The sequence below is a fragment of the Thauera sp. genome (assembly GCF_047601425.1).
Classification (GTDB): Bacteria; Pseudomonadota; Gammaproteobacteria; order Burkholderiales; family Rhodocyclaceae; genus Thauera.
The window spans coordinates 2,333,545-2,359,203 of the sequence record NZ_JASGJL010000001.1; the positions used below are offsets into that span (position 1 = coordinate 2,333,545).

The 25,659-nt window shown below is 65.1% G+C and carries 24 protein-coding genes, 2 pseudogenes and 1 riboswitch; of the genes and pseudogenes, 16 read left to right on the forward strand and 10 right to left on the reverse strand.

Going from position 1 to position 25,659, the window contains the following annotated elements:
• Window positions 1-28 precede the first annotated feature (28 nt).
• The 4 genes from QM748_RS11385 to ffh are packed head-to-tail and all read right to left on the reverse strand — an operon-like array spanning window position 29 to window position 3,718.
• A complete protein-coding gene (locus tag QM748_RS11385; protein WP_415247075.1) occupies window positions 29-808 on the reverse strand; it encodes a M48 family metallopeptidase in 780 nt (259 codons plus the stop codon).
• Window positions 805-1,554, reverse strand: a complete 750-nt coding sequence (locus QM748_RS11390; protein ID WP_415247076.1) for a competence/damage-inducible protein A — start codon at window positions 1,552-1,554, stop codon at window positions 805-807. Before QM748_RS11390 ends, QM748_RS11385 begins: the two co-directional genes overlap by 4 nt.
• Window positions 1,551-2,327 carry an EI24 domain-containing protein gene (locus QM748_RS11395; RefSeq protein ID WP_415247077.1) on the reverse strand — a complete coding sequence of 259 codons (777 nt, stop codon included), beginning with the start codon at window positions 2,325-2,327 and terminating at the stop codon, window positions 1,551-1,553. The genes QM748_RS11390 and QM748_RS11395 overlap by 4 nt, the downstream gene beginning before the upstream one ends.
• Before the next feature lie 20 nt (window positions 2,328-2,347).
• The gene (gene ffh, locus QM748_RS11400; RefSeq protein WP_415247078.1) at window positions 2,348-3,718 is read right to left on the reverse strand and encodes a signal recognition particle protein; all 1,371 of its coding nucleotides are present in this window, start codon (window positions 3,716-3,718) and stop codon (window positions 2,348-2,350) included.
• Between the two features lie 51 nt (window positions 3,719-3,769).
• Here ffh and QM748_RS11405 point away from each other — a divergent pair, with 51 nt between their 5' ends.
• The 10 genes from QM748_RS11405 (at window position 3,770) to QM748_RS11450 (ending at window position 14,067) form a co-directional block, all read left to right on the forward strand.
• Window positions 3,770-4,603, forward strand: a complete 834-nt coding sequence (locus QM748_RS11405; RefSeq protein WP_415247079.1) for an inner membrane protein YpjD — start codon at window positions 3,770-3,772, stop codon at window positions 4,601-4,603.
• A 109-nt stretch (window positions 4,604-4,712) separates the two neighbouring features.
• Window positions 4,713-6,431: a type IV-A pilus assembly ATPase PilB gene (gene pilB, locus QM748_RS11410; protein ID WP_415247080.1), complete on the forward strand. Its 1,719-nt coding sequence runs from the start codon at window positions 4,713-4,715 to the stop codon at window positions 6,429-6,431.
• Window positions 6,432-6,451: 20 nt separating this feature from the next.
• Entirely contained in the window at window positions 6,452-7,681 is a 1,230-nt protein-coding gene (locus QM748_RS11415; protein ID WP_415247081.1) for a type II secretion system F family protein, read from the forward strand.
• 7 nt (window positions 7,682-7,688) lie between these two features.
• On the forward strand, window positions 7,689-8,540 hold the full coding sequence (locus QM748_RS11420; RefSeq protein WP_415247082.1) for a prepilin peptidase: 852 nt from the start codon (window positions 7,689-7,691) through the stop codon (window positions 8,538-8,540).
• A 154-nt stretch (window positions 8,541-8,694) separates the two neighbouring features.
• On the forward strand, window positions 8,695-8,961 hold the full coding sequence (locus QM748_RS11425; protein WP_415247083.1) for an FmdB family zinc ribbon protein: 267 nt from the start codon (window positions 8,695-8,697) through the stop codon (window positions 8,959-8,961).
• Window positions 8,962-9,015: 54 nt separating this feature from the next.
• Window positions 9,016-9,639: a DUF502 domain-containing protein gene (locus QM748_RS11430; RefSeq protein WP_415247084.1), complete on the forward strand. Its 624-nt coding sequence runs from the start codon at window positions 9,016-9,018 to the stop codon at window positions 9,637-9,639.
• 65 nt (window positions 9,640-9,704) lie between these two features.
• Window positions 9,705-11,504 carry an aspartate--tRNA ligase gene (aspS, locus tag QM748_RS11435; RefSeq protein ID WP_415247085.1) on the forward strand — a complete coding sequence of 600 codons (1,800 nt, stop codon included), beginning with the start codon at window positions 9,705-9,707 and terminating at the stop codon, window positions 11,502-11,504.
• Between the two features lie 170 nt (window positions 11,505-11,674).
• Window positions 11,675-13,324 (forward strand): response regulator, encoded by a 1,650-nt coding sequence (locus QM748_RS11440; RefSeq protein ID WP_415247086.1) that lies wholly within the window; start codon window positions 11,675-11,677, stop codon window positions 13,322-13,324.
• Between the two features lie 12 nt (window positions 13,325-13,336).
• Window positions 13,337-13,693, forward strand: coding sequence for a ribonuclease domain-containing protein (locus QM748_RS11445; RefSeq protein WP_415247087.1), 357 nt, complete (start codon window positions 13,337-13,339; stop codon window positions 13,691-13,693).
• Window positions 13,690-14,067, forward strand: coding sequence for a barstar family protein (locus QM748_RS11450; protein ID WP_415247088.1), 378 nt, complete (start codon window positions 13,690-13,692; stop codon window positions 14,065-14,067). Before QM748_RS11445 ends, QM748_RS11450 begins: the two co-directional genes overlap by 4 nt.
• Before the next feature lie 44 nt (window positions 14,068-14,111).
• On the opposite strand, the gene QM748_RS11455 is transcribed toward QM748_RS11450, so the two are convergent.
• A complete protein-coding gene (locus QM748_RS11455; RefSeq protein ID WP_415247089.1) occupies window positions 14,112-14,432 on the reverse strand; it encodes a cysteine-rich CWC family protein in 321 nt (106 codons plus the stop codon).
• Between the two features lie 54 nt (window positions 14,433-14,486).
• Between QM748_RS11455 and QM748_RS11460 the strand changes: the two genes are divergently transcribed.
• On the forward strand, window positions 14,487-14,924 hold the full coding sequence (locus tag QM748_RS11460; RefSeq protein WP_415247090.1) for an Hsp20/alpha crystallin family protein: 438 nt from the start codon (window positions 14,487-14,489) through the stop codon (window positions 14,922-14,924).
• A 150-nt stretch (window positions 14,925-15,074) separates the two neighbouring features.
• Window positions 15,075-15,977: an acetylglutamate kinase gene (gene argB / locus QM748_RS11465; protein ID WP_415247091.1), complete on the forward strand. Its 903-nt coding sequence runs from the start codon at window positions 15,075-15,077 to the stop codon at window positions 15,975-15,977.
• 60 nt (window positions 15,978-16,037) lie between these two features.
• Here the strand turns inward: argB and QM748_RS11470 are convergent, their stop codons facing one another.
• Window positions 16,038-17,045 (reverse strand): NAD-dependent epimerase, encoded by a 1,008-nt coding sequence (locus QM748_RS11470; RefSeq protein WP_415247092.1) that lies wholly within the window; start codon window positions 17,043-17,045, stop codon window positions 16,038-16,040.
• 131 nt (window positions 17,046-17,176) lie between these two features.
• On the opposite strand from QM748_RS11470, the gene waaA reads away from it, so the two are divergent.
• Window positions 17,177-18,436: a lipid IV(A) 3-deoxy-D-manno-octulosonic acid transferase gene (gene waaA / locus QM748_RS11475; RefSeq protein WP_415247093.1), complete on the forward strand. Its 1,260-nt coding sequence runs from the start codon at window positions 17,177-17,179 to the stop codon at window positions 18,434-18,436.
• 9 nt (window positions 18,437-18,445) lie between these two features.
• Here the strand turns inward: waaA and QM748_RS11480 are convergent, their stop codons facing one another.
• The 4 genes from QM748_RS11480 to QM748_RS11495 all read right to left on the reverse strand — a co-directional run bounded on the left by QM748_RS11480 (window position 18,446) and on the right by QM748_RS11495 (window position 22,452).
• Window positions 18,446-19,747, reverse strand: coding sequence for a TolC family outer membrane protein (locus tag QM748_RS11480; protein WP_415247094.1), 1,302 nt, complete (start codon window positions 19,745-19,747; stop codon window positions 18,446-18,448).
• Between the two features lie 15 nt (window positions 19,748-19,762).
• Window positions 19,763-20,086: a rhodanese-like domain-containing protein gene (locus QM748_RS11485; protein ID WP_415247095.1), complete on the reverse strand. Its 324-nt coding sequence runs from the start codon at window positions 20,084-20,086 to the stop codon at window positions 19,763-19,765.
• 10 nt (window positions 20,087-20,096) lie between these two features.
• Window positions 20,097-20,750: a protein-L-isoaspartate O-methyltransferase family protein gene (locus tag QM748_RS11490; RefSeq protein ID WP_415247096.1), complete on the reverse strand. Its 654-nt coding sequence runs from the start codon at window positions 20,748-20,750 to the stop codon at window positions 20,097-20,099.
• A gap of 163 nt (window positions 20,751-20,913) precedes the next feature.
• A complete protein-coding gene (locus QM748_RS11495; RefSeq protein ID WP_415247097.1) occupies window positions 20,914-22,452 on the reverse strand; it encodes a surface-adhesin E family protein in 1,539 nt (512 codons plus the stop codon).
• A gap of 96 nt (window positions 22,453-22,548) precedes the next feature.
• Window positions 22,549-22,644: riboswitch (TPP riboswitch) on the forward strand.
• On the opposite strand from QM748_RS11495, the gene thiD reads away from it, so the two are divergent.
• The 3 genes and pseudogenes from thiD to thiC all read left to right on the forward strand — a co-directional run.
• Window positions 22,637-23,524, forward strand: coding sequence for a bifunctional hydroxymethylpyrimidine kinase/phosphomethylpyrimidine kinase (gene thiD, locus QM748_RS11500; protein ID WP_415247098.1), 888 nt, complete (start codon window positions 22,637-22,639; stop codon window positions 23,522-23,524). Its footprint overlaps the riboswitch before it by 8 nt.
• A 275-nt stretch (window positions 23,525-23,799) precedes the next feature.
• Window positions 23,800-23,913: pseudogene (locus QM748_RS11505) on the forward strand (hypothetical protein); the annotation flags it as partial.
• Window positions 23,914-24,099: 186 nt separating this feature from the next.
• Window positions 24,100-25,480 (forward strand): annotated as a pseudogene (gene thiC, locus QM748_RS11510) (phosphomethylpyrimidine synthase ThiC); the annotation flags it as partial.
• Window positions 25,481-25,659 lie beyond the last annotated feature (179 nt).

Consider the following 25,659-nt stretch of genomic DNA (forward strand, 5'->3'; position numbering starts at 1 on the left):
CCTTCCTCTGTTTGAGATAAGCGGCCGTTCAGTCTTCGGCCTCGAAGTTGCTGCCCTGCGCCGCGCCGGCGGCGCCGATCAGCGGCAAGCTGGCTCCGGCCTGCCGCAGGCGGGCACGCGCAGCGCGCCAGTCCGGGCAGACCGATTCGACCACCGCCCAGAAGCGCGGCGAGTGGTTCATCTCCCGCAGGTGGGCGACTTCGTGCGCCACCACGTAGTCAATGAGTTCGGGCGGCAGATGCACCAGCCGCCAGTGCAGCCGGATGCCGCTCAGGCTGCTGCAACTGCCCCAGCGTGTGCGTGCCTTCGACAACCTCACGGGCGGCACCGGCAGGGTCAGGCGCAGGCAGTATTCCTCAACCCGGCCGCGGAACCAGGCCAGCGCCCTGCTTTGCAATGCTCGCAGCAATGCACGTTCGGCGTGAGCCCGGGCCGGAAGGTGCAGTTCTTCAACACCATCGGCAGCCGGACGCCATTGCGCACGGTTCACGCTGCCGATGCGCAGCCGCATCGGGCGGCCGAAGAAGGGCAGTTCGCAGCCGTCCATCGGTACCACCACCGGCACGCGTGGAAGCTCGGCAGCACGGCCGATGCGATCGAGCAGCCAGTCTCCATGGTTGCGGATGAAGGCGTCGATCTGGGCAAGCGACGTGCGCAGCGGCACCGACACTCGCGCACCGCGATGATCGACCTGCAAGGCCAGCGTACGCCGGGCCGGCGAACGCCTCAGCGTCAGTTGAACGCTTTGCCCGCCGAGCTCGATCCGCAGCGCTTCTTCGCTCGCCGCGGCGCTGCGTGCGCGTTTCAAACCTTGTCCTGCCACTCCAACCCGCGCACGTCCAGATCGGCCTTGATCACGGCCATCGCTGCCGCCACCCGCTCGGCAGCGCCCTTCATGCCGAGCTCGAGCGAGCGGCGCTCACCCTCTTCCGCCAGGGTGGGAAGACTGAAGAGCGTGGCGTCGGGAAAGTCGGTGGTCATCTTCCGCATCAGGCCGATCAACTGGCCTTCGTAGGCATCCCAGACGGTGATCGCCTGTTCGACATAATCCTCGGCATGGTGCAGATGGGCGTATCGAGTATCGAGCACCCATTCGACCATCTGCCAGGCCATCTTCGGGAAACCCGGCGTGAAGTAGTGATTGCGGATGGAGAAGCCCGGAATCCGGTTGTAGGGGTTCGGCACGATCTCGCTGCCGTTCGGATAAACACCCATCTGCAGGCGCTCGGGCGTGGTTTCGTCGCCGAAGCGGGCACGAATCTCCGCCTCCGCCTCGGGGTGCAGCACCATCTCCAGGCCCAACGCGGCGCCGGCGGCCTCGCGCGTGAGATCGTCCGGCGTGGCGCCGATGCCGCCGAAGCTGAACACGACATCGCCGGTGGCGAAGGTCTGGCGCAAAGTATCTGTTAGCCGCTCGAAATCGTCGCCGCAGTAGCGCGCCCACGACAGCTTGAGGCCACGGGCGCCGAGCAGTTCGATCAGCTTGGCCAGATGCTTGTCGCTGCGGCGGCCAGACAGGATTTCGTCACCGATGATCAGGGCACCGAAGTTCATGGCGAAATCTGCTCCTGGCTGGACCGTTCGGCATCGAGCAGCGTCACGCCGCGCGCCAGGCGATCCTGGCGCAAGCGATCGAGCAGGTAATGGACGAAGGCGAGACCGGCGTAGGCCGGAGCAATGAGGTTCAACACCGGCACATAGGCCAGCAAGGCGCTGCCCCCACCCAGCAGCAGCATCTGCGGCCGCCAGTCGCGGCGCAGGCGGTTCAGCTCTTCACCGTCGGCATGCAGCATCAGCGCGTCGTAGCCGAAGGCGCGCTGGTTCAGCCAGCCGGTCAGAAAGACCGAAGCCAGCAGTCCCACGCCGGGAATCAGCCAGAACGGCAGCGACACGAGCAGGGCGATCACGAACAACAGGCCGGCGACGATCGAATTCCAGGCACTGCCCAGGTTCGAACCACCCTTGCGCTGCTCGATGTCGGCATAGTCGCGGCGAGCGACACGCTCCAGCATCATCGGCAGTGCAATGGCCGCGACGATCAGCGCTGCCGTGACATAGACCAGCGGCACGAAGGCCAAGGCCACCGCGATCTTGACCAGCACCAGGGTCACGGCGGCGGTCGCCTCGGAGGCCGAAATCCAGCTGCCGACGAAGCTCCAGCCCCCGACCCAGGCAAAGATCCAGTCCGTCACCGGCACCCATGCAAGCACCGCGACCACCGTCCAGATCAGCATCGACACCACCCCCGGCCACAGCAGATGCCAGAAGATGTCGCGCTGGAACAGGCTGCGCGTGGCGCGGCCAAAAGCGATCAGGATCTCCTTCATGGTCTCCTCCCGTATTCTTGTCAGCGTGGCATGCCCGGCAAGCCACCCGGCATCATGCCTTTCATGGCGCGCATCATCTTGTGCATGCCACCCTTCGAGAACTGCTTCATCACTTTCTGCGTCTGCTCGAACTGGTTCAGCAGGCGATTCACCTCCTGCACCGTGACGCCCGCACCAGCGGCAATGCGGCGCTTGCGGCTGGCCTTGAGGATCTCGGGCTTGGCACGCTCGAGCGGCGTCATCGAATTGATGATGCCTTCGATGCGGCCAATGGCCTTTTCTTCAACGCCGCCCTGCAGTTGCCCGGCAGCCTGGGCAAACTGCGCCGGCAGCTTGTCCATCATCGAGGCCAGCCCGCCCATCTTGCGCATCTGGCCAATCTGCTCCTTGAAATCGTTGAGATCGAAGCCCTTGCCGCTCTTGAGCTTCTGCGCGAAGACGCGCGCCTTCTCCTCGTCGACGCCACGGCGGGCCTCCTCGACCAGGCCAAGGATGTCACCCATGCCGAGGATGCGGCTGGCCATGCGGTCGGGATGGAAGGGTTCGAGTCCGGAAAGCTTCTCGCCGACACCGGCGAACTTCAGCGGCTTGCCAGTGACGTGGCGAACCGACAGCGCCGCGCCGCCGCGCGAGTCGCCATCCAGCTTGGTCAGTACCACGCCGGTCAGCGGCAGCGCCTCGTTGAAGGCGCGCGCGGTGTTGACTGCGTCCTGGCCGAGCATGGCATCGACCACGAACAGGGTTTCGATCGGCGCCACCGCGGCGTGCAGGGCCTTGATCTCGGCCATCATCGCCTCGTCGATGGCGAGGCGGCCGGCGGTATCGACCAGCAGCACGTCGGCGTGGTGCTTGCGCGCGTAGTCCACCGCCGCGAGGGCGATATCGACCGGCTTCTGCCCCACCGAGGACGGGAAGAACTCGACGCCCGCCTGGGCCGCCACGGTCTTCAACTGCTCGATCGCCGCCGGACGGTACACGTCCGTGGACACCACCAGCACCTTCTTCTTCTGCTGTTCGTGCAGCAGCTTGGCGAGCTTGCCGGTAGTGGTGGTCTTGCCCGCGCCCTGCAGGCCGGCCATCAGCACCACGGCGGGCGGCTGGGTGGCGAGGTTGAGCCCTTCATGCGCCGTCCCCATCAGGCTGCGCAGTTCGTCATGCACCACCCCGACCAGCGCCTGACCCGGTGTCAGCGAACCGATGACCTCCTGGCCCACCGCCTTTTCCTTGACCCTGGCGATGAAGTCCTTGACCACCGGCAGGGCGACGTCGGCCTCGAGCAGCGCCATGCGCACCTCGCGCATCGCCTCCTGGATGTTGTCCTCCGTCAGGCGGGCCTGGCCACGCAGGGTCTTGACGACTTTTGACAGCCGCTGGGTGAGATTGTCGAGCATGTGCGAGAAGCCTTCGTCAGGGTGTGACTTGGAGTAAACTTATGTTCTGCTATGCGCTCAATTCTACTTCATCTGATTCCCGCCTCGCTTTATGCCGGCGTCGGCATCGCGTACTGGCGCAGCTACACTGCCACCCGCGTGCCTGCAGCCAAGGGGCAGTCGTGCATGTCGATGCGCGAGCGCCTTTTCCTGCTGCTGACCCTGATCGCGCACGGTGCAGCCCTACATACCGCGATCTTCCCGGACGGGCAGATGCGCTTCGGCTTCGGCGTGGCGATGTCGCTGATGGTGTGGCTGGCGGTCTGCTTCTACTGGGTCGAAACGCTCTATACCCGGCTGGATGGCCTGCATACGGTAATCATGCCGGCCGGCGTGGTGGCGAGCATCGTGCCGCTGCTCTTTCCGGGCGAACACATCCTCACCAACGCCGCCTCGCCCGCGTTCCGTGCGCATTTCGTCATCGCCATGCTGGCCTACAGCCTGTTCACGCTGGCCGCCCTGCATGCCATGCTGATGTCGATCGCCGGCCGGCAACTGCACAACGCCCGCTTCAGCCGGCTGCTGGCAGGGCTGCCGCCGCTGCTGACGATGGAAGCGCTGCTGTTCCGGCTGATCTCGATTGCCTTCGTGCTGCTCACGCTCACGCTCGTCAGTGGCGTGATGTTCTCGGAGTCCCTGTTCGGCAAGGCCTTCCGGGTCGATCACAAGACCGTCTTCGCCGTCATTTCCTGGCTGCTGTTCGGCGGACTGCTGCTTGGTCGCCACCTGTGGGGCTGGCGCGGCCGGATCGCGCTGAGATGGACCCTGGCCGGCTTCGTCGCGCTGATGCTTGCCTACGTCGGCAGCCGCTTCGTCATCGAAGTGGTGCTGCAGCGGGCGGGCTGACGCCTTCCCCGTGACGGCGAGCACGGGGGTCGGCTTTCACGCAGCATCGAAGCCTTTACAAGGCTCGAGCCGGGATGCAACATCGATCGCAAACAATCCAGGGCAAGGCATGGCGGCAAATCCTCAACCGGCCCTGAGCGGCTTCGCTCGGGCTCTCGTTCAGCACGGACGCATTTCCGAAGCCGACGCGACCGCCTGTACCCAGCGGGGTGCTGAAGGCGCCAATGCCTTCATGCTCGAAGTCGCTCAGCGCGGCCTGATGTCCGCCGCGGCAATGGCCCGCTTCGCCGCCGACACCTTCGGCTATCCGCTGATCGACATCGCCGCCTTCGACAAATCGATGTTCTCGGCCGACGCGGTCGATCGCAAGCTGATGCAGAAGCATCAGGTCGTGGCCCTGGCCAAGCGGCAGAACCGCATCACGCTCGCTCTCGCCGACCCGTCCAGCATGCGGGCACTGGACGAGATCCGTTTCCAGACCGGCATGCAGCTCGATCTGGTGGTCGCCGAAGCCGACAAGCTCAAGCGCGTGGTGGACGGGCTGTCGGAATCCGCTTCCGAGACGCTGCGGGAGCTGACCGGCGACGATTTCGACATGGAGCTCCTGAACCAGGAGGCTCCTGGCGACACAAAGGCCGAGGAAGAAGCCAGCAACGACGTCGATGACGCGCCGGTCGTCCGATTCATCCAGAAAGTGTTGATCGACGCGATCAACGAAGGCGCATCCGACGTCCATTTCGAACCTTACGAGAAGTACTACCGCATCCGCGTGCGCACCGACGGCACCCTGCGTGAGATCGCCCAGCCGCCGCTGGTGCTGAAGGAAAAGATCGCCGCCCGCATCAAGGTCATCTCGCGCCTGGACATCTCCGAGAAGCGCATCCCGCAGGACGGCCGCATGAAGCTGGTGCTGTCCAAGAACAAGGCCATCGACTTCCGCGTATCGACGCTGCCGACCCTGCACGGCGAGAAGATCGTTATGCGTATCCTCGACCCGAACTCGGCGATGCTCGGCATCGACGCCCTCGGCTACGAGCCGGACCAGCGCCAGGCCCTGCTCAGCGCCATCGAACGCCCCTACGGCATGATCCTCGTCACCGGCCCGACGGGTTCCGGCAAGACCGTATCGCTGTACACCTGCCTCAACCTGCTGAACAAGGCGGGCGTCAACATCTCGACCGCGGAAGACCCGGCGGAAATCAACCTGCCCGGCATCAACCAGGTCAACGTCAACGAAAAGGCGGGGCTGACTTTCGCCGCCTCCCTTCGCGCCTTCCTGCGGCAGGATCCGGACGTGATCATGGTCGGCGAAATCCGCGACCTCGAAACTGCCGAGATCTCGGTCAAGGCAGCACAGACCGGCCACCTGGTATTATCGACACTGCATACCAACGACGCGCCAACCACGCTCGAACGCCTCAAGAACATGGGCGTGGCGCCGTTCAACATTGCCTCCTCAGTGATCCTGATCACGGCACAGCGCCTGGCGCGACGGTTATGCTCCTGCAAGAAACCGGCCGACATACCGCTCGAAGCAATGCTGGAAGCCGGCTTCACGGTGGAAGACCTCGACGGCAGCTGGCATCCCTATGCGCCGGGCGGCTGCGAGCGCTGCAAGGGCAGCGGCTACAAGGGACGGGTGGGCATCTATCAGGTCATGCCCATCAGCGAGGAAATTGCCCATATCATCATGACGGGCGGGAATTCGATGGATATCGCCGCACAGGCCGAGCGTGAAGGGGTGCGCGACCTGCGCAAGTCCGGCCTGCTCAAGGTCAGGCAGGGTGTCACCTCCCTCGAAGAAGTGCTGGCCACGACCAACGAATAAGGCAAAGGAAGTTCGATCACATGGCAACCGCAAGCCGGGCAGCGCGTCAGACGGAGCCGAAAGAGCATCTGTACAACTGGGAAGGCAAGGACAAGACCGGCAAGATCGTCCGCGGCGAGATCCGCAGCAACGGCGAAGCGCTCGTTCGTGCCATGCTGCGCCGGCAAGGCATCCTGGTCACCAAGGTCAAGCAGCAGAGGATGTCGCGGGGCGGCAAGATTTCCGACAAGGACATCGCCTTGTTCACCCGCCAGCTGGCAACGATGATGAAATCGGGCGTGCCGCTGCTGCAGGCCTTCGACATCGGCATCAAGGGCTCGGGCAACCCGGCGCTGGCGCGCCTGCTCAATGACGTCCGCACCGATGTCGAAACCGGTTCCAGCCTGTCGCAGGCCTTCGCCAGGCACCCGGTGCATTTCGACAGGCTGTTCTGCAACCTCGTCAGCGCGGGGGAACAGGCCGGCATCCTCGACACCCTGCTCGACCGCATCGCCACCTACAAGGAAAAGATCCTCGCCATCAAGGGCAAGATCAAGTCCGCGCTGTTCTACCCGATCGCCGTCATGGTGGTGGCCGCGCTGGTCATCTCGGTGATGATGCTGTTCGTCATTCCCGAGTTCAAGAGCGTCTTCGAGGGCTTCGGCGCCGACCTCCCCGCACCGACGATGATCGTGATCGCCATGTCCGACTTCTTCGTCGAGTTCTGGTACATCGTCCTCGGCATACCGATCCTCGCCATCATCGTCATCGGCTGGCTCTACAAGCGCTCGCCGGCGATGCAGATCGCGGTCGACCGCATGGTGCTCAAGCTGCCGGTCGTCGGTGCGATCATCCGCAAGGCCACCGTGGCGCGCTGGACCCGGACCCTGTCGACCATGTTCGCCGCAGGGGTGCCACTGGTGGAAGCGCTCGACTCGGTGGGCGGCGCATCCGGCAACCACGTCTATCTGACGGCAACGCGCGAGATCCAGAGCGAAGTCAGCACCGGCACGAGCCTCACCGTGGCAATGCAGAGCTCGGACGTCTTCCCGACCATGGTGGTGCAGATGGTGTCGATCGGCGAGGAATCCGGCCAGCTCGATGCCATGCTCGGCAAGGTCGCCGATTTCTTCGAGCAGGAGGTCGATGAAGCCGTGGCAGGGCTTTCCCAGTTGCTCGAACCGATCATCATGGTCTTCCTCGGCACCGTGATCGGCGGTCTGGTGGTTGCGATGTACCTGCCGATCTTCAAGCTCGGCTCCATCGTCTGAGCCCCCCATGTCCGAGGCGCTGCTCGACCCTGTCGTCTTCACCGTCCTGGGAGCCCTGCTCGGGCTGTTCGTCGGCAGCTTCCTCAATGTGGTGATCCATCGCCTGCCCGTGATGATGGAGCGCGAATGGCATGCCCAGGCGGCGGAGCTGCGCGGCGAACCTGCCCCGGCGGCCGAGCGTTTCAACCTTGCCACGCCCCGCTCGCGCTGTCCGCATTGCGGCCACCTGATCGGCGCCTTCGAGAACATTCCGATCGTCAGCTACCTGGCCTTGCGCGGCCGCTGCCGCCACTGCGGTGCCGGCATCAGCAAGCGCTATCCGATCGTCGAGGCCTTCACAGCCGTATTGTCGGGCTATGCGGCATGGCACTACGGCTTCGGCCTCTCCGCACTCGGCGCCCTGCTCTTCATCTGGGCGATGGTGGCTCTCGCCTTCATCGACCTCGACACCCAGTTGCTGCCGGACGAACTGACACTGCCGCTGCTGTGGCTCGGTCTGTCGTTCAATCTCGGGGCTACTTACACCGATCTGCCGAGCGCGGTCATCGGCGCGATGGCGGGTTATCTCGCGTTGTGGTCGGTCTATTGGGCGTTCAAGCTGCTGACCGGCAAGGAAGGCATGGGCTACGGCGACTTCAAGCTGCTGGCGGCAATCGGCGCCTGGCTGGGCTGGCAGGTCCTGCCGCTGACGATCCTGTTCTCGTCGCTGGTCGGTGCGGTGATCGGCATCGCATTGATCGTCCTCGCCCGCCGCGGCCGTGACATCCCGATTCCCTTCGGCCCCTACCTCGCCGCCGCGGGCGTTATCGCCCTGTTCTGGGGAGAATCACTGACGGCCCGCTATCTCGGCGTGCTCTAGTTCGACACAGCCGGCAGCGCGGGAGCATCCCGCCCCGTCCTTGAAACCCCTTCGGCCCGCCCCCATCTGCCGCCATGCTCCGCCACGGCGGACTCCGACTTTTTCCTTATGCTGCATTGCGTTAGACTTGCGCACTTGTTTTCGGGAGCCTGTCATGCCCATCTACGAATATCGTTGCCCGGATTGCGGTTTTCAGAAGGAACACCTCCAAAAAATGAGCGATGAACCGCTCTCCACCTGCCCGTCCTGCGGCGCCACCGGCTATGCCAAGCTGCTGTCGGCCGCCGGCTTCCAGTTGAAGGGCAGCGGCTGGTACGCAACCGACTTCAAGGGCGGCGGCGCCAGCAGCGCATCGAGCAGTCCCAGCAGCAGTGCACCGGCTGCCCACAGTTGCTCCGGTGGCGGCTGCGGCTGCCATTGAGCTTCGGGCCGCATTCCATCGGCCCACACCGGGCGCGCCCCACCAAGAGACTCCGTGAAGAAATACTTCATCACCGGCCTGCTGATCTGGATTCCATTGGTGATCACCTTCATGGTGCTCGCCTGGATCATCGGCACGCTCGACCAGATCCTGCTGTGGCTGCCCCATGGCGCCCAGCCCCGGGCATGGCTGGGCTTCGACATCCCGGGCGTCGGCATGCTGATGAGCCTGCTGGTCGTGTTCCTCACCGGGCTGGTCGCCGCCAACGTGCTCGGCCAGAAGCTCGTCCAGATCTGGGAAGCGCTGCTTGCCCGCATTCCGGTGGTGAAGTCGATCTATTACGGCGTCAAGCAGGTCTCGGACACCCTGTTCTCCAGCAGCGGCCAGGCCTTCCGCAAGGCGCTGCTGGTCCAGTACCCGCGCAAGGGTTCGTGGACCATCGCCTTTCTCACCGGCCAGCCTGGCGGCGATGCGGCCAGACACCTGCAGGGTGAATACGTCAGCATCTACGTGCCGACGACGCCGAACCCGACCTCGGGCTTCTTCCTGATGATGCCGAAGGAAGACGTGATCGAACTCGACATGAGCGTCGACGAAGCGCTCAAGTACATCATCTCGATGGGCGTCGTCGCCCCACCCGTGCGCCAGCCCGAGCGGGCCGCACTGCTCACCGAATAAGCCCCCCACTTTCAGACCTCTGCGCGCCACCGAGCGCCGCAATCAAGACCAGCCGGAACCCATCCATGCGAACTCACTACTGTGGCAAAGTCACCGCCGCCGACCTCGACCAGACCGTCACCATCTGCGGCTGGGTACACCGCCGCCGCGACCACGGCGGTGTCATCTTCATCGATCTGCGCGACCGTGAAGGCCTGGTGCAGGTGGTGTGCGATCCCGACCGCGCCGAGATGTTCAAGACTGCCGAATCGGTGCGCAGCGAGTTCGTGCTGAAGATGAGCGGCAAGGTGCGCCGCCGCCCGGCCGGCACCGAGAACGCCAACCTGACCTCGGGCGAGATCGAGATCCTCTGTCACGACATCGAAGTGCTCAACAGCGCCGCCACGCCGCCCTTCCAGGTTGACGACGAGAACCTGTCCGAGACCGTGCGCCTGACCAACCGAGTCATCGACCTGCGCCGTCCGCAGATGCAGAAGAACCTGATGCTGCGCTACAAGACGACGATGGCCTTCCGCCGCTTCCTCGACGCCGCCGGCTTCATCGACGTCGAGACGCCGATGCTGACCAAGAGCACCCCCGAAGGCGCGCGCGACTATCTGGTGCCCTCGCGCGTGCATCCGGGCCAGTTCTTCGCCCTGCCGCAGTCGCCGCAGCTGTTCAAGCAGTTGCTGATGGTCGCCGGCTACGACCGCTACTACCAGATCGTCAAGTGCTTCCGCGACGAGGATCTGCGCGCCGACCGCCAGCCCGAATTCACCCAGGTCGACCTCGAGACCTCCTTCCTGGACGAAACCGAGATCACCGCGCTGGTCGAGGAAATGATCCGCTTCGTGTTCAAGGAAGCGCTCGAGGTCGAGTTGCCCGCGCCCTTCCCGCGCATGAGCTACGCCGAAGCGATGCGCCGCTACGGCTCGGACAAGCCCGACCTGCGCGTCACGCTCGAACTCACCGACGTCACCGACGCCGTGCAGGACGTGGCCTTCAAGGTCTTCAGCGGCCCCGCCAGCTCCGGCGGCCGTGTCGCGGCGATGCGCGTGCCCGGCGGCGCCAGCCTGACGCGCGGCGAGATCGACGAATACACAAAGTTCGTCGGCATCTACGGCGCCAGGGGCCTGGCCTACATCAAGGTCAACGACGCTTCGCAGGCCAACGAACAAGGCCTGCAGTCGCCGATCGTCAAGAACCTGCACGAAACCGCGCTGCGCACCATTCTCGAACGCACCGGCGCGCAATCGGGCGACCTGATCTTCTTCGGCGCCGACAAGACCAAGGTGGTCAACGACGCCTTGGGCGCGCTGCGCACCAAGCTCGGCCACGAGAAGGGCTACGTCACCGGCCAGGCCTGGTGCCCGCTGTGGGTGGTCGACTTCCCGATGTTCGAGTACGACGAGGACGACAAGCGCTGGACCGCCTGCCACCACCCCTTCACCAGCCCGAAGGACGAGCACCTCGAACTGCTGACCACCAATCCGGGCGAATGCCTGGCCAAGGCCTACGACCTGGCGCTGAACGGCTGGGAGATCGGCGGCGGCTCGGTCCGTATCCACCGCGCCGACGTGCAGGCCAAGGTGTTCGAGGCGCTGAACATCGGCGCCGAGGAGCAGCAGACCAAGTTCGGCTTCCTGCTCGACGCACTGAAGTACGGCGCACCGCCGCACGGCGGCCTGGCCTTCGGCCTCGACCGCATCGTCACGATGATGACCGGCGCCGAATCCATCCGCGACGTCATCGCTTTCCCCAAGACCCAGCGCGCCCAGTGCCTGCTGACCGACGCCCCGGGTGAAGTTGACGAGAAGCAGCTGCGCGAACTGCACATCCGCCTGCGGCAGAAGGTCGAAACCCAGGTCGAGGTCAGCAAGGACTGAGCGGCAAGCGCCGACGCACCAGCGGCTTCGCCGCAATCCGGCAACACGGGCTTCACGGTCTTCCACCCACCGCGGTGAAGGAACGTGAAGCCCGCGCCGTTTCAGATTTCCCCCAGGATGACGTAATCTTCACCTGAGGCACGCACCGCGTGCATTTGGCGCCATTACAGATGCTTCTTCCGAACGAGCTCGAAGTTCTCGTCGTCGAAAGCCAATCCACCATGCGCACGCAACTGCGCACGATGCTGGCATCCATCGGGATCGAAACCGCCCAGTACGCCGTGTCCGCGGCCGCGGCGATCAAGCAGCTGCGCGATCATCGCTACGACCTGATCCTGTGCGAATACAACCTCGGCGACGGCCAGGACGGCCAGCACCTGCTGGAAGACCTGCACGCCCACGGCATCATCCCGCCCGACACGGTGTTCGTCATGATCACCGCCGAGCGCAACTACGAGCGCGTCACCAGTGCCTGCGAGCTGACGCCGAACGACTACATCCTCAAGCCGCTCAATGCCGAAACGCTGCGCGTGCGGCTGTTGCGCGCCTTCCAGAAACGCGACATCTTCCTGCCGGCCTGGCAGCTGCTGCGCCTCGGCGACCCCATCGGCGCAATCGAGTACTGCCGTATCGCCCGCGACGAGAACCCTCAGCACCTGATCGACCTGATGCGGCTGCAGGCCCAGCTGCACGTCAGCGTCGGCCAGCTCGACGAGGCCGAAGCGCTCCACCGCGAGATACTCGGCTCACGCAGCATTCCGTGGGCCGAACTGGGACTTGCGCGAATCCTCGTGCTGAAGAAGCGCCATGTCGAAGCGGAAAGCATCCTCGTCGACCTGCTCGTCCGCCATGACCGCTTCATCGCAGCCTACGAGCTGCTCGCCCGCCTCCAGGAGGAAACCGGACGTCCGAACGAAGCCTGTGCCACGCTCTCCACCGCCGCGGAAAAATCCCCCTACCGCATGGCACGCCTGCGCCGCCTAGGCACCTTGTCGCTCGCCATCGGCAACCCCGCCGGTGCGGAAGCCGCGCTCGCGGAAGTCGTCAGCAAGGGAAAATACTCGGCATTCCGCGACCCCGAAGACCATGTCCGCCTCGTCCAGGCCCAGCTTGCGCTGAACAAGATTTCCGACGTTCAGGAGACAATTTCGGATCTCGACCGCAGCATGGGACGGCAGCCAAAAGGCGAAGTCTGCAAGGCAGTATGCAATGCGCTTGTGCATGCCCACAGGCAGGATCGCGGCAGTGCGCAGCAGGCACTCAAGACCGCAGTTCAGGCCAGCGGCACGATTCGCGAGCTGTCGGTGGAACTGCGCCAGGACTTGATCAAGGCCTGTTTCGACCAGGACATGCAGGAACAGGCCAGCGAGCTTGCTGCCGACCTGCTGCGCAGTTCGGCCGACGAGCGCACCGTCGAAACCACCCGCGCAGTGCTCGACACCCGTGGGCTGGGCCAGCTGTCCCAAGCGATCGAAGCGCGCGTGCAGGCCGAAGTCAAGACGCTCGTCACCACCGGTGCCGAAAAAGCCCGTGCGGGCGATTTCGACGGTGCCGTGACCGAGATGATGAGCGCCGCACGCAAGCTGCCGGGCAACCCGCATGTACTGTTCAACGCTGCGCTGGCGCTTCTGCGCCATATCGAACATCGCGGCTGGAACGAAGCCTTCGCCACCCAGGCGCATGGCTTCATCCAGCGCGCCCAGCGCCTGTCGCCGGCCAACCCCCGCCTCACCGCGATCACCAGCTTCATGCACGACCTCATCAAGCGCTACGGCATCCGGCCCGAAAAGCTCATGACGCGCGTCATCCGCTCATTCTGACGCCCTCGCACGATGCAAAAGCTCCTGCTCCGCCTGGGCATCCTCGCCCTGCTCGCACTCACGGGCTGTACGCCCGCCTCGCCGGACAAGGGCGCACAACCCGGCATTCCACCCGAAGCCTGGGCAACCATCGCCCTGATCCAGCAGGGCGGGCCTTTCCCATACCGCAAGGACGGCACGGTGTTCCAGAACCGCGAAAAGCTGCTGCCGCAGAAACCCGGCGGCTGGTACCGCGAATATACCGTGCCCACGCCTGGCGCCCGCGACCGCGGTGCGCGCCGGATCGTCACCGGTGGCAATCCGCCGGAAATCTTCTACTACACTCCGGACCACTACCGGAGCTTCCGCCAGGTGGAACCGCGCCGATGACGCCGAGCCACCCCGACACCACATCCACCCCAGCCCCGTACGCCATGGACCCGCTCATCCTGCGGATCGATCTCGCCGGCTACGCCGGCAAAGCCGAACTGCTCGACCGCTTCGCAGCGGCGCTGCACTTTCCCGCCTGGTTCGGATACAACTGGGACGCGCTCGCCGATCTGCTCTGCGACCTGTCGTGGCTGCCGGCCTCGCCCCGCCATCTCGTCCTGTCCGGGCAGGCCGAGTTGCAGGCGGCCGACCCGGAAAGCCATTCCATCCTGTTCGAAATCCTCGACGACAGCATCGCCTACTGGTCCGGCACAGCCACTCCTCTCAGCGTCACCATCGAGGGCGGGGCACAGGCAGCGCCTCCTGGCGCCTGACCGAAGTCTGGCCGGCCGCAGCCTGCGGCCTCAACCGGCCGTGCCTAGCCGGCCGTGGCCTGCGCCTTGGCGGCAATGAGTTCGGCCAGACAGGCCGGGCAGTAGCACGCCCCCGTATCGGGCACGGTTTCCGCCGCCGGCACCACGAAAGCCGGCGGAAACGCGGCACACCAGCATACCTCCGCGCCAGCCCGCATCCCGCAGGTGAAAGCAGTCCCACAGCGCGGACAGATGTTGTCCTTCGCGCGCTCATTTGCGGCCTGATCCATGGAATTCGAACCTCTCTTCATCAGTCGTGCCCGAATGATAGACCGGTACCCGGCAATCGCTCTGCCACCTCTTGAATCACCTACGCCTGCTCCCATATTCGTATCGAGGCCGGGAACTACCGGCTGACTGAAACAGAAGGAGAGCAAACGATGAGCAACAACCTCACCCGTCGTGTCGATCCACTGGAAGACTTCTTCAGAGGTTTCTTCGTCCGTCCGGTCGACTTTGGTGGCGGCACACTCGCCAGTACCGGTGGAGAAGCACCCCAGATGCGTGTCGACGTCAGGGAAACCAACGCCGGTTATGAAGTCCATGCCGAACTGCCCGGCATGAAGAAGGAGGATATCCACGTTCACATCGATGGCCCGGTGGTGTCGATCAGTGCCGAGCGCAAGCAGGAGAAGGAAGCCAAGGAAGGCGAAAAGATCCTGCGTACCGAACGCTACTTCGGCAAGATTTCGCGCAGCTTCCAGTTCGGCCAGGAAATCGATGAGGAGAAGGCGTCCGCCAGGTTCAACGACGGCGTCCTCGAACTGTCGCTGCCGAAGAAGGCCGAGGCCCAGGCCAAGCGGCTGAGCATCGACTGAAACCGGATACGAACCCACACTTGCAGACCCGTCACTCCCTCACGGCGCGGGAGTGACGGGTCTGCTGCCATTCCTGCAACAGCCCGCGCCAAACCACGGGCGGCACAGTAAACTGGGTGTTTTCGTTCCCACTGCAATCGAGGACGCCCCATGACCGATACTCGCACCGCCGACACCGTGAGCCCCGCCCGCAAGGCCGAAATCCTTGCCGAAGCCCTGCCCTACATCAAGCGCTTCTTCGACAAGACCATCGTCATCAAATACGGCGGCAACGCGATGACCGACCCGAAGCTGAAGGACTGCTTCGCCCGCGACGTCGTGCTGCTAAAGCTCGTCGGCCTCAATCCTGTCGTGGTGCACGGCGGCGGCCCGCAGATCGAGAACCTGCTGGCCCGCGTCGGCAAGAAGGGCGAATTCATCCAGGGCATGCGGGTCACCGATGCCGAGACCATGGAAGTGGTCGAGATGGTGCTGGGCGGCCAGGTGAACAAGGAGATCGTGAACCTGATCAACCAGGCCGGCGGCAAGGCCGTGGGCCTGACCGGCAAGGACGCCAGTTTCATCCGCGCCAAGAAACTGCTGATGCAGAAGCTCGATGCGCCGGCCGGCGACCTGGTCGACGTCGGCCAGGTCGGCGAGATCACCAGCATCGACCCGAGCCTGATTTCCTTCCTCGACAAGGGCGACTTCATCCCGGTGATCGCGCCGATCGGCGTCGGCGAGGAAGGCGAAACCTACAACATCAACGCCGACGTGGTCGCCGGCAAGCTGGCCGAGATACTGAAAGCCGAGAAGCTCGTGCTGCTGACCAATACCCCGGGCGTACTCGACAAGGCCGGCAATCTGCTGACCGGCCTGACCCCGCGCGAGATCGACGAACTGGTCGCCGACGGCACCCTGTCCGGCGGCATGCTGCCGAAGATCGGCTCGGCACTGGATGCGGCGCGCAACGGCGTGAAGTCGGTGCACATCATCGACGGCCGCGTCGAACACTGCCTGCTGCTCGAAATCCTCACCGACCACGGCGTCGGCACGATGATCAAGAGCAAGTAAACGAAAAACCCGCTCCCACGGCAGGCGCGGGAGCGGGTTTCGATCGTCCGGAGCAGGCGATCAGACGCGATAGTAGTCGCGGTACCAGGCGACGAAGCGGCCCACGCCGTCCTTGACGCTGGTGGCCGGCGCAAAGCCCGTCCATTCGTTCAGCGCGTCGGTGTTGGCATAGGTGGCCGGCACGTCGCCATCCTGCAGCGGCATGAAGTTCTTCTGCGCGGTCATGCCCAGCGCGCCCTCGATCGCTTCGACGAAGCCCATCAGTTCCACCGGATCGTTGTTGCCGATGTTGAACACCCGGAACGGCGCCTTGCCGCGGCCCGGATCGGGATTGTCGGAGTCGAAAGCGGGATCCGGCTCGGCAGTGTGATCCATCGTGCGGATCACACCCTCGACGATGTCATCGACGAAGGTGAAGTCGCGCTTCATCTTGCCATAGTTGAAGACGTCGATCGGGCGGCCTTCGAGGATGGCCTTGGTGAACAGGAACAGCGCCATGTCCGGCCGGCCCCACGGGCCATAGACGGTGAAGAAGCGCAGGCCGGTGGTCGGCAGGCCGTACAGGTGGCTGTAAGTGTGGGCCATCAGCTCGTTGGCCTTCTTGGTCGCAGCATAGATGCTGACCGGATGGTCGACGCTGTCGGCCTCGGAGAACGGCATCCTGGTGTTGCCACCATAGACGCTGGAGCTCGACGCATAGACCAGATGCTGCACCTTGGAGTGGCGGCAGCCTTCGAGGATGTTCATGAAGCCGACGACATTGCTGTCGATGTAGGCATGGGGATTCTGCAGCGAATAACGCACCCCGGCCTGGGCGGCGAGATGGATCACGCGGTCGAATTTTTCCTCGGCGAACAGTCGCTCCATGCCTTCGCGGTCGGCCACGTCCATCTTGACGAAGCGGAACTTCGCATGCGGCGTCAGGCGGGCGAGGCGCGCCTCCTTCAGCGTCGGATCGTAGTAGTCGTTGAGATTGTCGAGACCGACGACTTCGTCGCCACGCTCGAGCAGGCGCAGGGAGGCATGCATGCCGATGAAGCCGGCAGCACCAGTGACAAGAATTTTCATGGGAATCGCAGATAGGTCAGGAAATCCGAAGAGCCTTGATTATCGCATGACGTCATGACATGCCGCGCCCTTGAAACACCGATGTCGCCATCCTTGCTTATACTTGTGTGACCGATTCATCACCCGACTCGATGTTGACCCGCCTTCCCTACACGCTGTTGTGGATTCTTGCCCTGCCTTTCGTGCTGCTGCGCCTCCTCTGGCGCGGACGGCGCCAGCCGGGCTATCTCGGACACCTCGGCGAGCGCTTCGGCCGCTACGCAGTGCGGGCACCGACCCAGGTTATCTGGGTGCACGCAGTGTCGGTCGGCGAAACCCGCGCGGCCGAGCCGCTGGTCAAGGCGCTGCTGCAGCGCTGGCCCGAACACAGCATCCTGCTCACCCACATGACGCCGACCGGGCGCGAAACCTCCCAGAGCCTGTTCAACGGCAATGCGCGCGTGTTGCGCTGCTACCTGCCCTACGACCTCGGCTGCTTCGCCCATGCCTTCCTGCGCCACTTCCGCCCCCAGTTCGGCGTGATCATGGAAACCGAGCTGTGGCCCAACCTGCTGGCCGCCTGCCGGCAGCGCAGGATCCCGGTGATGCTCGCCAACGCCCGGCTGTCGGAACGCTCGGCGAAGCGCTACGCCCGCCTGCCGGCGCTGAGCGCGCTGACGATGGGCGCACTGAATGCGATCGGCGCCCAGACCGCGGCCGATGCGTCACGCCTGTCGGCGCTCGGCGCCCGCCGCGTGCTGGTCACCGGCAACATCAAGTTCGACATCACCCCGCCCGACGACATCGACACCCGCAGCAGCGCCTTTCGCAGCCGCGTCGGCCAACGGCCGGTGCTGCTCGCCGCCAGCACCCGCGATGGCGAAGAGGAACTGCTGATCGAAGCCTTCGCCCGCCTCGCCCCGCCCGGCGTGCTGCTCGCGCTCGTGCCCCGGCACCCGCAGCGTTTCGACGAAGTGGCACGGCTGGTGGCCCGCCACGGGCTGAAACTGCAACGGCGTTCGGACGACATGCCGGTCGATGGCGACACCCGCGTCTGGCTGGGCGACTCGATGGGCGAGATGTTCGCCTATTACGCTGCAGCCGACGTCGCACTGATCGGCGGCAGCTGGCTGCCCTTCGGCGGCCAGAACCTGATCGAGGCCTGCGCCGTGGGCACGCCGGTCATCGTCGGCCCGCACACCTTCAATTTTGCTGCTGCTGCCGAACAGGCGATCGATGCGGGCGCGGCGCAGCGCGCTGCAGACGCCGCCGACGGCATCCGCCTGGGGCTCGCACTGCTGGAAAATGAAGCTGAACGCCATGCCATGGCTGCCGCCGGCAAGGCTTTCGCCGCAGCCGACCGCGGCGCCACTGCGCGCACCCTGGAAATGCTCGAAGGCTTGAAAGCCTGACGCCGGCGCTCAGGGTTCCAGCAGCGCGTTGATGGCGCGGACGTCATCCTCGCCCAGGGTGCCCGCCGCCGCCTTCAGCCGCAGCTGCGCCAGCAAGGTATCGTAACGCGCCCGCGACAGCCTCTGCAGCGTGTCGGCAAGCTGAGTCTGGGCATTGAGCACGTCGATGTTGATGCGTACGCCGACTTCATAACCGAGCTTGTTGGCTTCGAGCGCCGACGCCGACGAAATTCTTGCCGCCTCGAGCGCCCTGACCTCGGCCATGCCGCTGGTAAGACCGAGCCAGGACTGTCGGGCCGCCAGCGCCGCGGTGCGACGGGCATCCTCCAGATCGGCATCGGCTTTCATGCGCAGCGCCGCTGCCTCGCGCGTCACCGACGACACGTACCCACCTGCATACAAGGGCAGATTCAGCTGCACGCCGATGGTCGTGCTTTCATTGCGATCGGTCGCCATCTGCGGCTTGTGGATCACGCCATGCGAGGCGACCAGGTCCACCGTGGGCAAATGCCCGGCCCGGGCCCGCTCGACTTCGCGCGCGGCGATCTCGCGTACCAGTTGCTGCGCCTGCACTCCCAGGTTGCCGGCCTCGGCAGCATTCACCCAGTCGCCGATGCTGTCCGGCTGCGGGCGCTGCAGCGCAACACCTTCGCGCAGCCCGGCAAGCGTGCCGGGCTGCCGGCCGATGACCTGTGCCAGCACCTGGCGCGCCACTTCGAGCTGGTTCTGCGCCGCGATTTCCTGCGCCGAAGCGAGATCGAAGCGCGACTGCGCCTCGTGTACATCGGTGATCGTCACCGTGCCGACCTCGAAGCTGGTCCTCGCCAGTTCCAGCTGCTCTCCCGCCGCGGCACGCAGCTGGCTGACCGCCTCCACGGCGTCCTGCGCATTGAGCACGTTGAAATAGGCTTCGGCGACGCGCAGCACCAGATCCTGCCGCTGCGCATCGAACTGGGCACCGGCGAGCGCGGTCTGCAACTCGCCCTGCTTGAACTGCACCCAGTTCTGCCAGCGGAACAAGGGCTGGCTGAGTTGTACCCCGTAGCCGCGCCTGTCGTAGTCACCCGACGTCCTGCCGGCGCGCGTCTCGATCTCGTTGTCGTTCCAGCTGGCATCGGCATTGAGGCCGATCTGCGGCAGCAGGCCGGCACGCCCCTGCTCCACCTTCTCCTGCCCGGCTTCGAACTGTGCGCGGGCGGCAGAGAATTTGGCATCGTTCGCCAGCGCCTCCTGGTACACCTGCATCAGATCGGCCGCCAGGGTGCTCCCTGAAAACAGCGCGGCCAGACAGATTGCCAGGATGCGATTCACTCGGGCCTCCGCCGCTCAGTACTGCGGCATGCCGGGGTCCACCTGGGCCGCCCAACCGGCAACGCCGCCTGCCAGGTTGATGACTCTGGTGAAACCGTGGTGCGCGAGGAACATGCACACTTGGGCGCTGCGCCCGCCATGGTGGCAGATCACGACCATCTCGCGCTCACGGTCGAGTTCGGCGAGGCGCGCAGGCACGCTGCCCATCGGCATCGGCACAGAACCGTCGATGCGGCACAGTTCGAATTCCCAGGGTTCACGCACGTCGAGCAGCAGCGGCGCTTCCTGCGACGCATCGTTCAGGCGTTCGGCCAGGTCGCGCGGACCGATCTGTTGCATCGGCAGCGACTCAGAAGCTGAAGCTGTCGCGGCGCGGTGCGTTCTGCAGCATCGGCACGACGGTTTCGAAGATATCTTCGGTGCGGAAGCGGCCTTCGCCCTCGCAGGTGACCAGGCGGGCCTTCATTACCGGCGCTTCGCCAACGAAGGCGAACAGCCTGCCGCCGACCTTGAGCTGCTCCAGCAGCGCCGGCGGCACGTCCTGCACGCCGCCCGAGACGACGATCACGTCGTAAGGAGCGCGATCGGGCCAGCCGTCGATGCCGTTGCCCTGGGCGACGATGACGTTCTCCACACCATTGCGGTCCAGGTTGGCGGAGGCGAGCTTGACCAGCTCGGGCTCGATCTCCATCGTCCGCACCCACTCGCAACTCGCCGCCAGCAGGGCGGCGAAGAAGCCGGAACCCGTACCGATCTCGAGCACCGAATCGGATTTGTTCAATTGCAGCGCCTGCAGCACCTTGCCTTCGATGACCGGCTTCAGCATCACCTGGCCACAGCCGATCGGGATCTCGACGTCAGCGAATGCCAGCGCGCGCGCCTCCGCCGGTACGAACTCCTCGCGCTTGACCGTCATCAGGAGATCGAGCACGTTTTGATCCAGCACCTCCCAGGGGCGGATCTGCTGCTCGACCATGTTGAAGCGTGCTTTTTCGAAATTCATCAAGTGCTCCCGGCGAAAATAGGCGGACTCTTGGCGGACGCTGTTTCGATACGCCGTCCAATGTGGCAAAACCGCGTCATTCTAACGCAGTTGATGCCTTTCTACGGGCATGGATCGCCGGCGAAACTCAGGAACCGGAACCGCGGACGCCAGGCGCGGGAACTCAGCGCGATTCGAGTATCAGGCGCCCGTTGGTCGGCTGGATTGGCCGCGCATTGCGCAAGTACAGGCGGCTGAAGAGGGCAAGCTGGTCAGCGCTCATCGTCACCGGCGCCTTCATCACCACCCACACCACATCCTCTGTGCAGGGCGGCGTCGGCAACGAGCCCAGGTAAAGGAAATGCGACGGATCGGACGGCATGAACGCAGCCAGGTCGATCGCCGCATCGGGCACAACATATTCGCGGCCACGATCCAGCGGCAGATTGTTCCACAGCGTCTGCAACAGCGTATTGGGTTCATTGCCCGCCATCAGCTGCACGGCAAGCATCGCGATGCCGCCATCGGCGCTGCGATGCTCGAGGTACATCGCCATATCGTAGGCCATGCCGCCGATGCGTTCCTGCGACGGACGGTGAAGGGTGAAGCGCACGAGTTCATAGCGGACGCCTCGCACCTCCATGCCCATGCCACCACCGACATCGACCTGCAGCGTGTTGCCGGTATCGCGGATGCGAAAGCCGGTGGAATGGTAATGAAACCTGATCGGCGCCAGATCGACGGCCAGGCCTTCGCGCAGATCGATCGGCGACTGGCGCTGCCCTTCGCTGCAGATACGCCAATCCGGCCTCAGCCGACCCCAGGCATCGGGGCCAGTCTCGCCTTCGTAGCTCCAGCCAGGCTTGTCTCGCCGAACCTGCAGCAAAGTCTCCAGTGCATCGGGCGCAAGCTCCCCGTCCTTCTTCGCCGCAAGCGCCTGCGGTGCCTTCCCCTGCGGCAACGCAGGCCTGGCCGCCTCGCTCCTGGACTCTTTGCGCGCAACGCTCTGCCTGGCGGCCGCAGGAGCGGGGTGTCCGGCCTGGCGCTGGGCTGCAGGTTTCGGCGCCTGGGGCTTCTGCTGCTCGACGGCTTGCGGATCAGGCTTGGCCGGCCTGATACCGGGCAAGGCTGGAATGATGGATGTCTGGGGTGGCGGAGCATCCTCCGAAGGGATCGCCTGCACCGAGATGTCGCGTGCTTCGATTGGACCCGGGCGGGCAGTTTCTGCAGCGGGATGCGGCCGCGCGCCAGCATTGACCGCTGCTGCCTTGGGGTCGGCCTTCGCGGCCAGCTTCTGGATCTCGCTCGCCACCTTCTGGATGTCGGCCGCGGATGGCGGACCGCAAACCTCGCGCCACATCCGCTCGTCCACCGAACTCGGCGTCACCTGCAGAGGCTTCGCATCCACCACCGGCTCCTCGCGCACGATGTTGTCGTCGATGTCCAGATAGACGCGCTTGACGGTGGCGAAGGTCCGGTTCTGGCAGTCGTATCGGTTCAGCGCCTTGATCGTGGCATAGCCGGAGGAAGCGGCTTCCGCCTTGCCCAGCACCACCCTGCCCCACGATATCTTGGTACCGCGGTCGGACGAGAAGATGCTGGCACGATCGATTTCGACGCGCCGGCTGCGATCGCTCAGCACCAGTTGCCAGTCGGCGGCAAGCGCGTCCTGCAAAGGCGTTGCGACCAGCATGGCGAGGAGCAGCAGACGGAGCGGTTTCATCGAAGCACACAGGTTGATGTCGATACGATCCTAAACGACTCGGCCACCGAAATCTTGAGGCCCTTGCCACAGATGAGTGCATGCAGTATCGTCTGCCGCTCTCGTTGGGGGTGCCCATGGCGCATGGGCTGAGATACACCCTTGGAACCTGATCCGGCTCGCACCGGCGTAGGGAAACGGACTCATGAACTCATCTGCATCATCCACGGCTGCGGCAAGCAGCACATCCCGCATTCCGAACGTCGTCTCGATCGCCGGCATCGATCCATCCGGCGGCGCCGGCGTCTTCGCCGACATCAAGACCTTCTCCGCACTCGGCGCCTTCGGCTGCGGTGTGGTCGCGGCCCTGACCGCACAGAATACCCAGGCCGTGACCGGCGTGCATGTGCCGCCGACCGAGTTCCTGCGCCTGCAGATCGATACCCTGTTCGGCGACGTGCAGTTGCACGCAACCAAGATCGGCATGCTCGGCAGTGCGGAAGTTACCGCCACCGTCGCCGACCGCCTTGCCCACTGGCAGGCGGCCAATGTCGTGCTCGATCCGGTCATGGTCGCCAAGAGCGGTGACCACCTGCTGGCCGGAAACGCGATCGCGATGATGCGTGAAGCCCTGTTCCCGCAAGCGTTCATGATCACCCCCAACCTACCCGAAGCCGGCGTGCTGCTCGAGCAGCGCGCGCCGGAGACGGTCAGGGAAATGTACCGTGCCGCCGAGCGCCTGCGCGAACTGCTGCCGCTGTCGTCCGAACGCTGGGTGCTGTTGAAGGGCGGCCATCTGCCGGGCAACGAACTGACCGATCTGCTGTTCGATGGCGATCGCATGGTCGAACTGCCCGCCCCGCGCATCGACACCCGCAACACCCACGGCACCGGCTGCACACTGAGCTCGGCCATCGCTGCGCTGCTGCCGCAGACCGCGGGCGGCTTCCGTCCGGTCGAAGCTGCGGTGCGCCATGCCCGCCAGTGGCTGCTGAACGCAATCGCGCAGGCAGGCCAATTGGCAGTGGGCAGCGGCCACGGGCCGGTCCATCACTTCCACGCGCTGTGGCGCGTACAGAAGGGCTCGGACTGAGCGCCTCCTGCCGGGCCGTCCCGCACCGAGACGGCCCGGCACACCTTCCCGCTCTCCCCGCCGCCGCATGGCCGCAGCCAGCACTGGCGGCACGGCATTTTTCCAATCCCCTCGCGCCATCCACGATTCCAACACCTCAAACGGAGACACCCATCATGAACGCCCCGGAAAAATTCCTCGCCTCGTCCGCCCACGTCGACGAAGCCGCCATCGCGCCGCTGCCCAACTCGCGCAAGATCCACGTCGAAGGCTCGCGCCCGGACATCCGCGTGCCGATGCGCGAAATCACGCAAAGCGACACCCCGGCCTCCTTCGGCGCCGAGCCCAACCCGCCGATCTTCGTCTACGACTGTTCCGGCCCCTACACCGACCCGGCGGCGAAGATCGACATCCGCTCCGGCCTGCCCGCGCTGCGCCAGGGCTGGATCGAGGAGCGCGGCGACACCGAGGTGCTGCCCGACCTGTCCTCCGAGTTCGGCCGCCAGCGCGCCGCCGACACCGCCCTCGACGAACTGCGCTTCCCCGGCCTGCACCGCAAGCCGCGCCGCGCCAGGGCCGGGCAGAACGTCACGCAGATGCACTACGCCCGCCGCGGCATCATCACCCCCGAGATGGAATACATCGCCATCCGCGAGAACCTGAACCGCGCCCGCTACATTGAGACCCTGCGCGCCACCGGCCCCAAGGGCCAGCGCATGGCCGACATGCTGCTGCGCCAGCACCCGGGCCAGAGCTTCGGCGCCAGCCTGGCCGCCGAGATCACCCCCGAATTCGTCCGCGACGAAGTCGCCCGCGGCCGCGCCATCATCCCGGCCAACATCAACCACCCGGAGACCGAGCCGATGATCATCGGCCGCAACTTCCTGGTGAAGATCAACGCCAATATCGGCAACTCGGCGCTCGGCTCCTCGATCAACGAGGAAGTCGAACAAGATGACCTGGGCGATCCGCTGGGGCGGCGACACCGTGATGGATCTGTCAACCGGCAAGAACATCCACGAGACCCGCGAATGGATCATCCGCAACAGCCCGGTGCCAATCGGCACCGTGCCGATCTACCAGGCACTGGAGAAGGTCAACGGCAAGGCCGAGGAACTGAGCTGGGAAATCTTCCGCGACACCCTGATCGAGCAGGCCGAGCAAGGCGTGGATTACTTCACCATCCACGCCGGCGTGCGCCTGCGCTACGTGCCGCTGACCGCCAACCGCATGACCGGCATCGTCAGCCGCGGCGGCTCGATCATGGCCAAGTGGTGCCTGGCCCACCACAAGGAAAGTTTCCTGTACGAACGCTTCGAGGACATCTGCGAGATCATGAAGGCCTACGACGTCGCCTTCAGCCTCGGCGACGGCCTGCGCCCCGGCTCGATCTACGACGCCAACGACGAAGCCCAGCTCGGCGAGCTCAAGACCCTGGGCGAACTCACCCAGATCGCCTGGCAGCACGACGTGCAGGTGATGATCGAAGGCCCGGGCCACGTGCCGCTGCACCTGATCCGCGAGAACATGGACTTGCAGCTCGAACAGTGCCACGAAGCACCCTTCTACACCCTGGGGCCGCTGACCACCGACATCGCCCCCGGCTACGACCACATCACCAGCGGCATCGGCGCGGCCACCATCGGCTGGTACGGCACCGCGATGCTGTGCTACGTCACGCCCAAGGAGCACCTGGGCCTGCCCAACAAGCAGGACGTCAAGGAAGGCATCATCACCTACAAGCTGGCGGCGCACGCGGCCGACCTGGCCAAGGGCCATCCGGGCGCGCAGATCCGCGACAACGCGCTGTCCAAGGCGCGCTTCGAATTCCGCTGGGAAGACCAGTTCAACCTCGGCCTCGACCCGGACAAGGCGCGTGAATTCCACGACGAGACCCTGCCCAAGGATTCGGCCAAGGTCGCGCACTTCTGCTCGATGTGCGGCCCGCACTTCTGCTCGATGAAGATCACCCAGGACGTGCGCGACTTCGCCGCCGCCCAGGGCATCGCCGAGGCCGAGGCGCTGAGCAAGGGCATGGAAGTGAAGGCCGTCGAGTTCGTCAAATCCGGCGCCGAAGTCTATCGGAACGTCTGAGCACGGTTCCGGCGACACAACGACAACGCCCGCCCGGGAAGCTCTCCCGGGCGGGCGTTGTC

What these genes read in the sequence shown, in the direction of transcription:
- QM748_RS11390 (WP_415247076.1), bottom strand. Translation starts at nt 1,554, where the DNA reads ATGAACTTCGGTGCCCTGATCATCGGTGACGAAATCCTGTCTGGCCGC.
- QM748_RS11395 (WP_415247077.1), bottom strand. Translation starts at nt 2,327, where the DNA reads ATGAAGGAGATCCTGATCGCTTTTGGCCGCGCCACGCGCAGCCTGTTC.
- ffh (WP_415247078.1), bottom strand. Translation starts at nt 3,718, where the DNA reads ATGCTCGACAATCTCACCCAGCGGCTGTCAAAAGTCGTCAAGACCCTG.
- QM748_RS11405 (WP_415247079.1), top strand. Translation starts at nt 3,770, where the DNA reads ATGCGCTCAATTCTACTTCATCTGATTCCCGCCTCGCTTTATGCCGGC.
- pilB (WP_415247080.1), top strand. Translation starts at nt 4,713, where the DNA reads ATGGCGGCAAATCCTCAACCGGCCCTGAGCGGCTTCGCTCGGGCTCTC.
- QM748_RS11415 (WP_415247081.1), top strand. Translation starts at nt 6,452, where the DNA reads ATGGCAACCGCAAGCCGGGCAGCGCGTCAGACGGAGCCGAAAGAGCAT.
- QM748_RS11420 (WP_415247082.1), top strand. Translation starts at nt 7,689, where the DNA reads ATGTCCGAGGCGCTGCTCGACCCTGTCGTCTTCACCGTCCTGGGAGCC.
- QM748_RS11425 (WP_415247083.1), top strand. Translation starts at nt 8,695, where the DNA reads ATGCCCATCTACGAATATCGTTGCCCGGATTGCGGTTTTCAGAAGGAA.
- aspS (WP_415247085.1), top strand. Translation starts at nt 9,705, where the DNA reads ATGCGAACTCACTACTGTGGCAAAGTCACCGCCGCCGACCTCGACCAG.
- QM748_RS11440 (WP_415247086.1), top strand. Translation starts at nt 11,675, where the DNA reads ATGCTTCTTCCGAACGAGCTCGAAGTTCTCGTCGTCGAAAGCCAATCC.
- QM748_RS11445 (WP_415247087.1), top strand. Translation starts at nt 13,337, where the DNA reads ATGCAAAAGCTCCTGCTCCGCCTGGGCATCCTCGCCCTGCTCGCACTC.
- QM748_RS11450 (WP_415247088.1), top strand. Translation starts at nt 13,690, where the DNA reads ATGACGCCGAGCCACCCCGACACCACATCCACCCCAGCCCCGTACGCC.
- QM748_RS11455 (WP_415247089.1), bottom strand. Translation starts at nt 14,432, where the DNA reads ATGGGAGCAGGCGTAGGTGATTCAAGAGGTGGCAGAGCGATTGCCGGG.
- QM748_RS11460 (WP_415247090.1), top strand. Translation starts at nt 14,487, where the DNA reads ATGAGCAACAACCTCACCCGTCGTGTCGATCCACTGGAAGACTTCTTC.
- argB (WP_415247091.1), top strand. Translation starts at nt 15,075, where the DNA reads ATGACCGATACTCGCACCGCCGACACCGTGAGCCCCGCCCGCAAGGCC.
- QM748_RS11470 (WP_415247092.1), bottom strand. Translation starts at nt 17,045, where the DNA reads ATGAAAATTCTTGTCACTGGTGCTGCCGGCTTCATCGGCATGCATGCC.
- waaA (WP_415247093.1), top strand. Translation starts at nt 17,177, where the DNA reads ATGTTGACCCGCCTTCCCTACACGCTGTTGTGGATTCTTGCCCTGCCT.
- QM748_RS11485 (WP_415247095.1), bottom strand. Translation starts at nt 20,086, where the DNA reads ATGCAACAGATCGGTCCGCGCGACCTGGCCGAACGCCTGAACGATGCG.
- QM748_RS11490 (WP_415247096.1), bottom strand. Translation starts at nt 20,750, where the DNA reads ATGAATTTCGAAAAAGCACGCTTCAACATGGTCGAGCAGCAGATCCGC.
- QM748_RS11495 (WP_415247097.1), bottom strand. Translation starts at nt 22,452, where the DNA reads ATGAAACCGCTCCGTCTGCTGCTCCTCGCCATGCTGGTCGCAACGCCT.
- thiD (WP_415247098.1), top strand. Translation starts at nt 22,637, where the DNA reads ATGAACTCATCTGCATCATCCACGGCTGCGGCAAGCAGCACATCCCGC.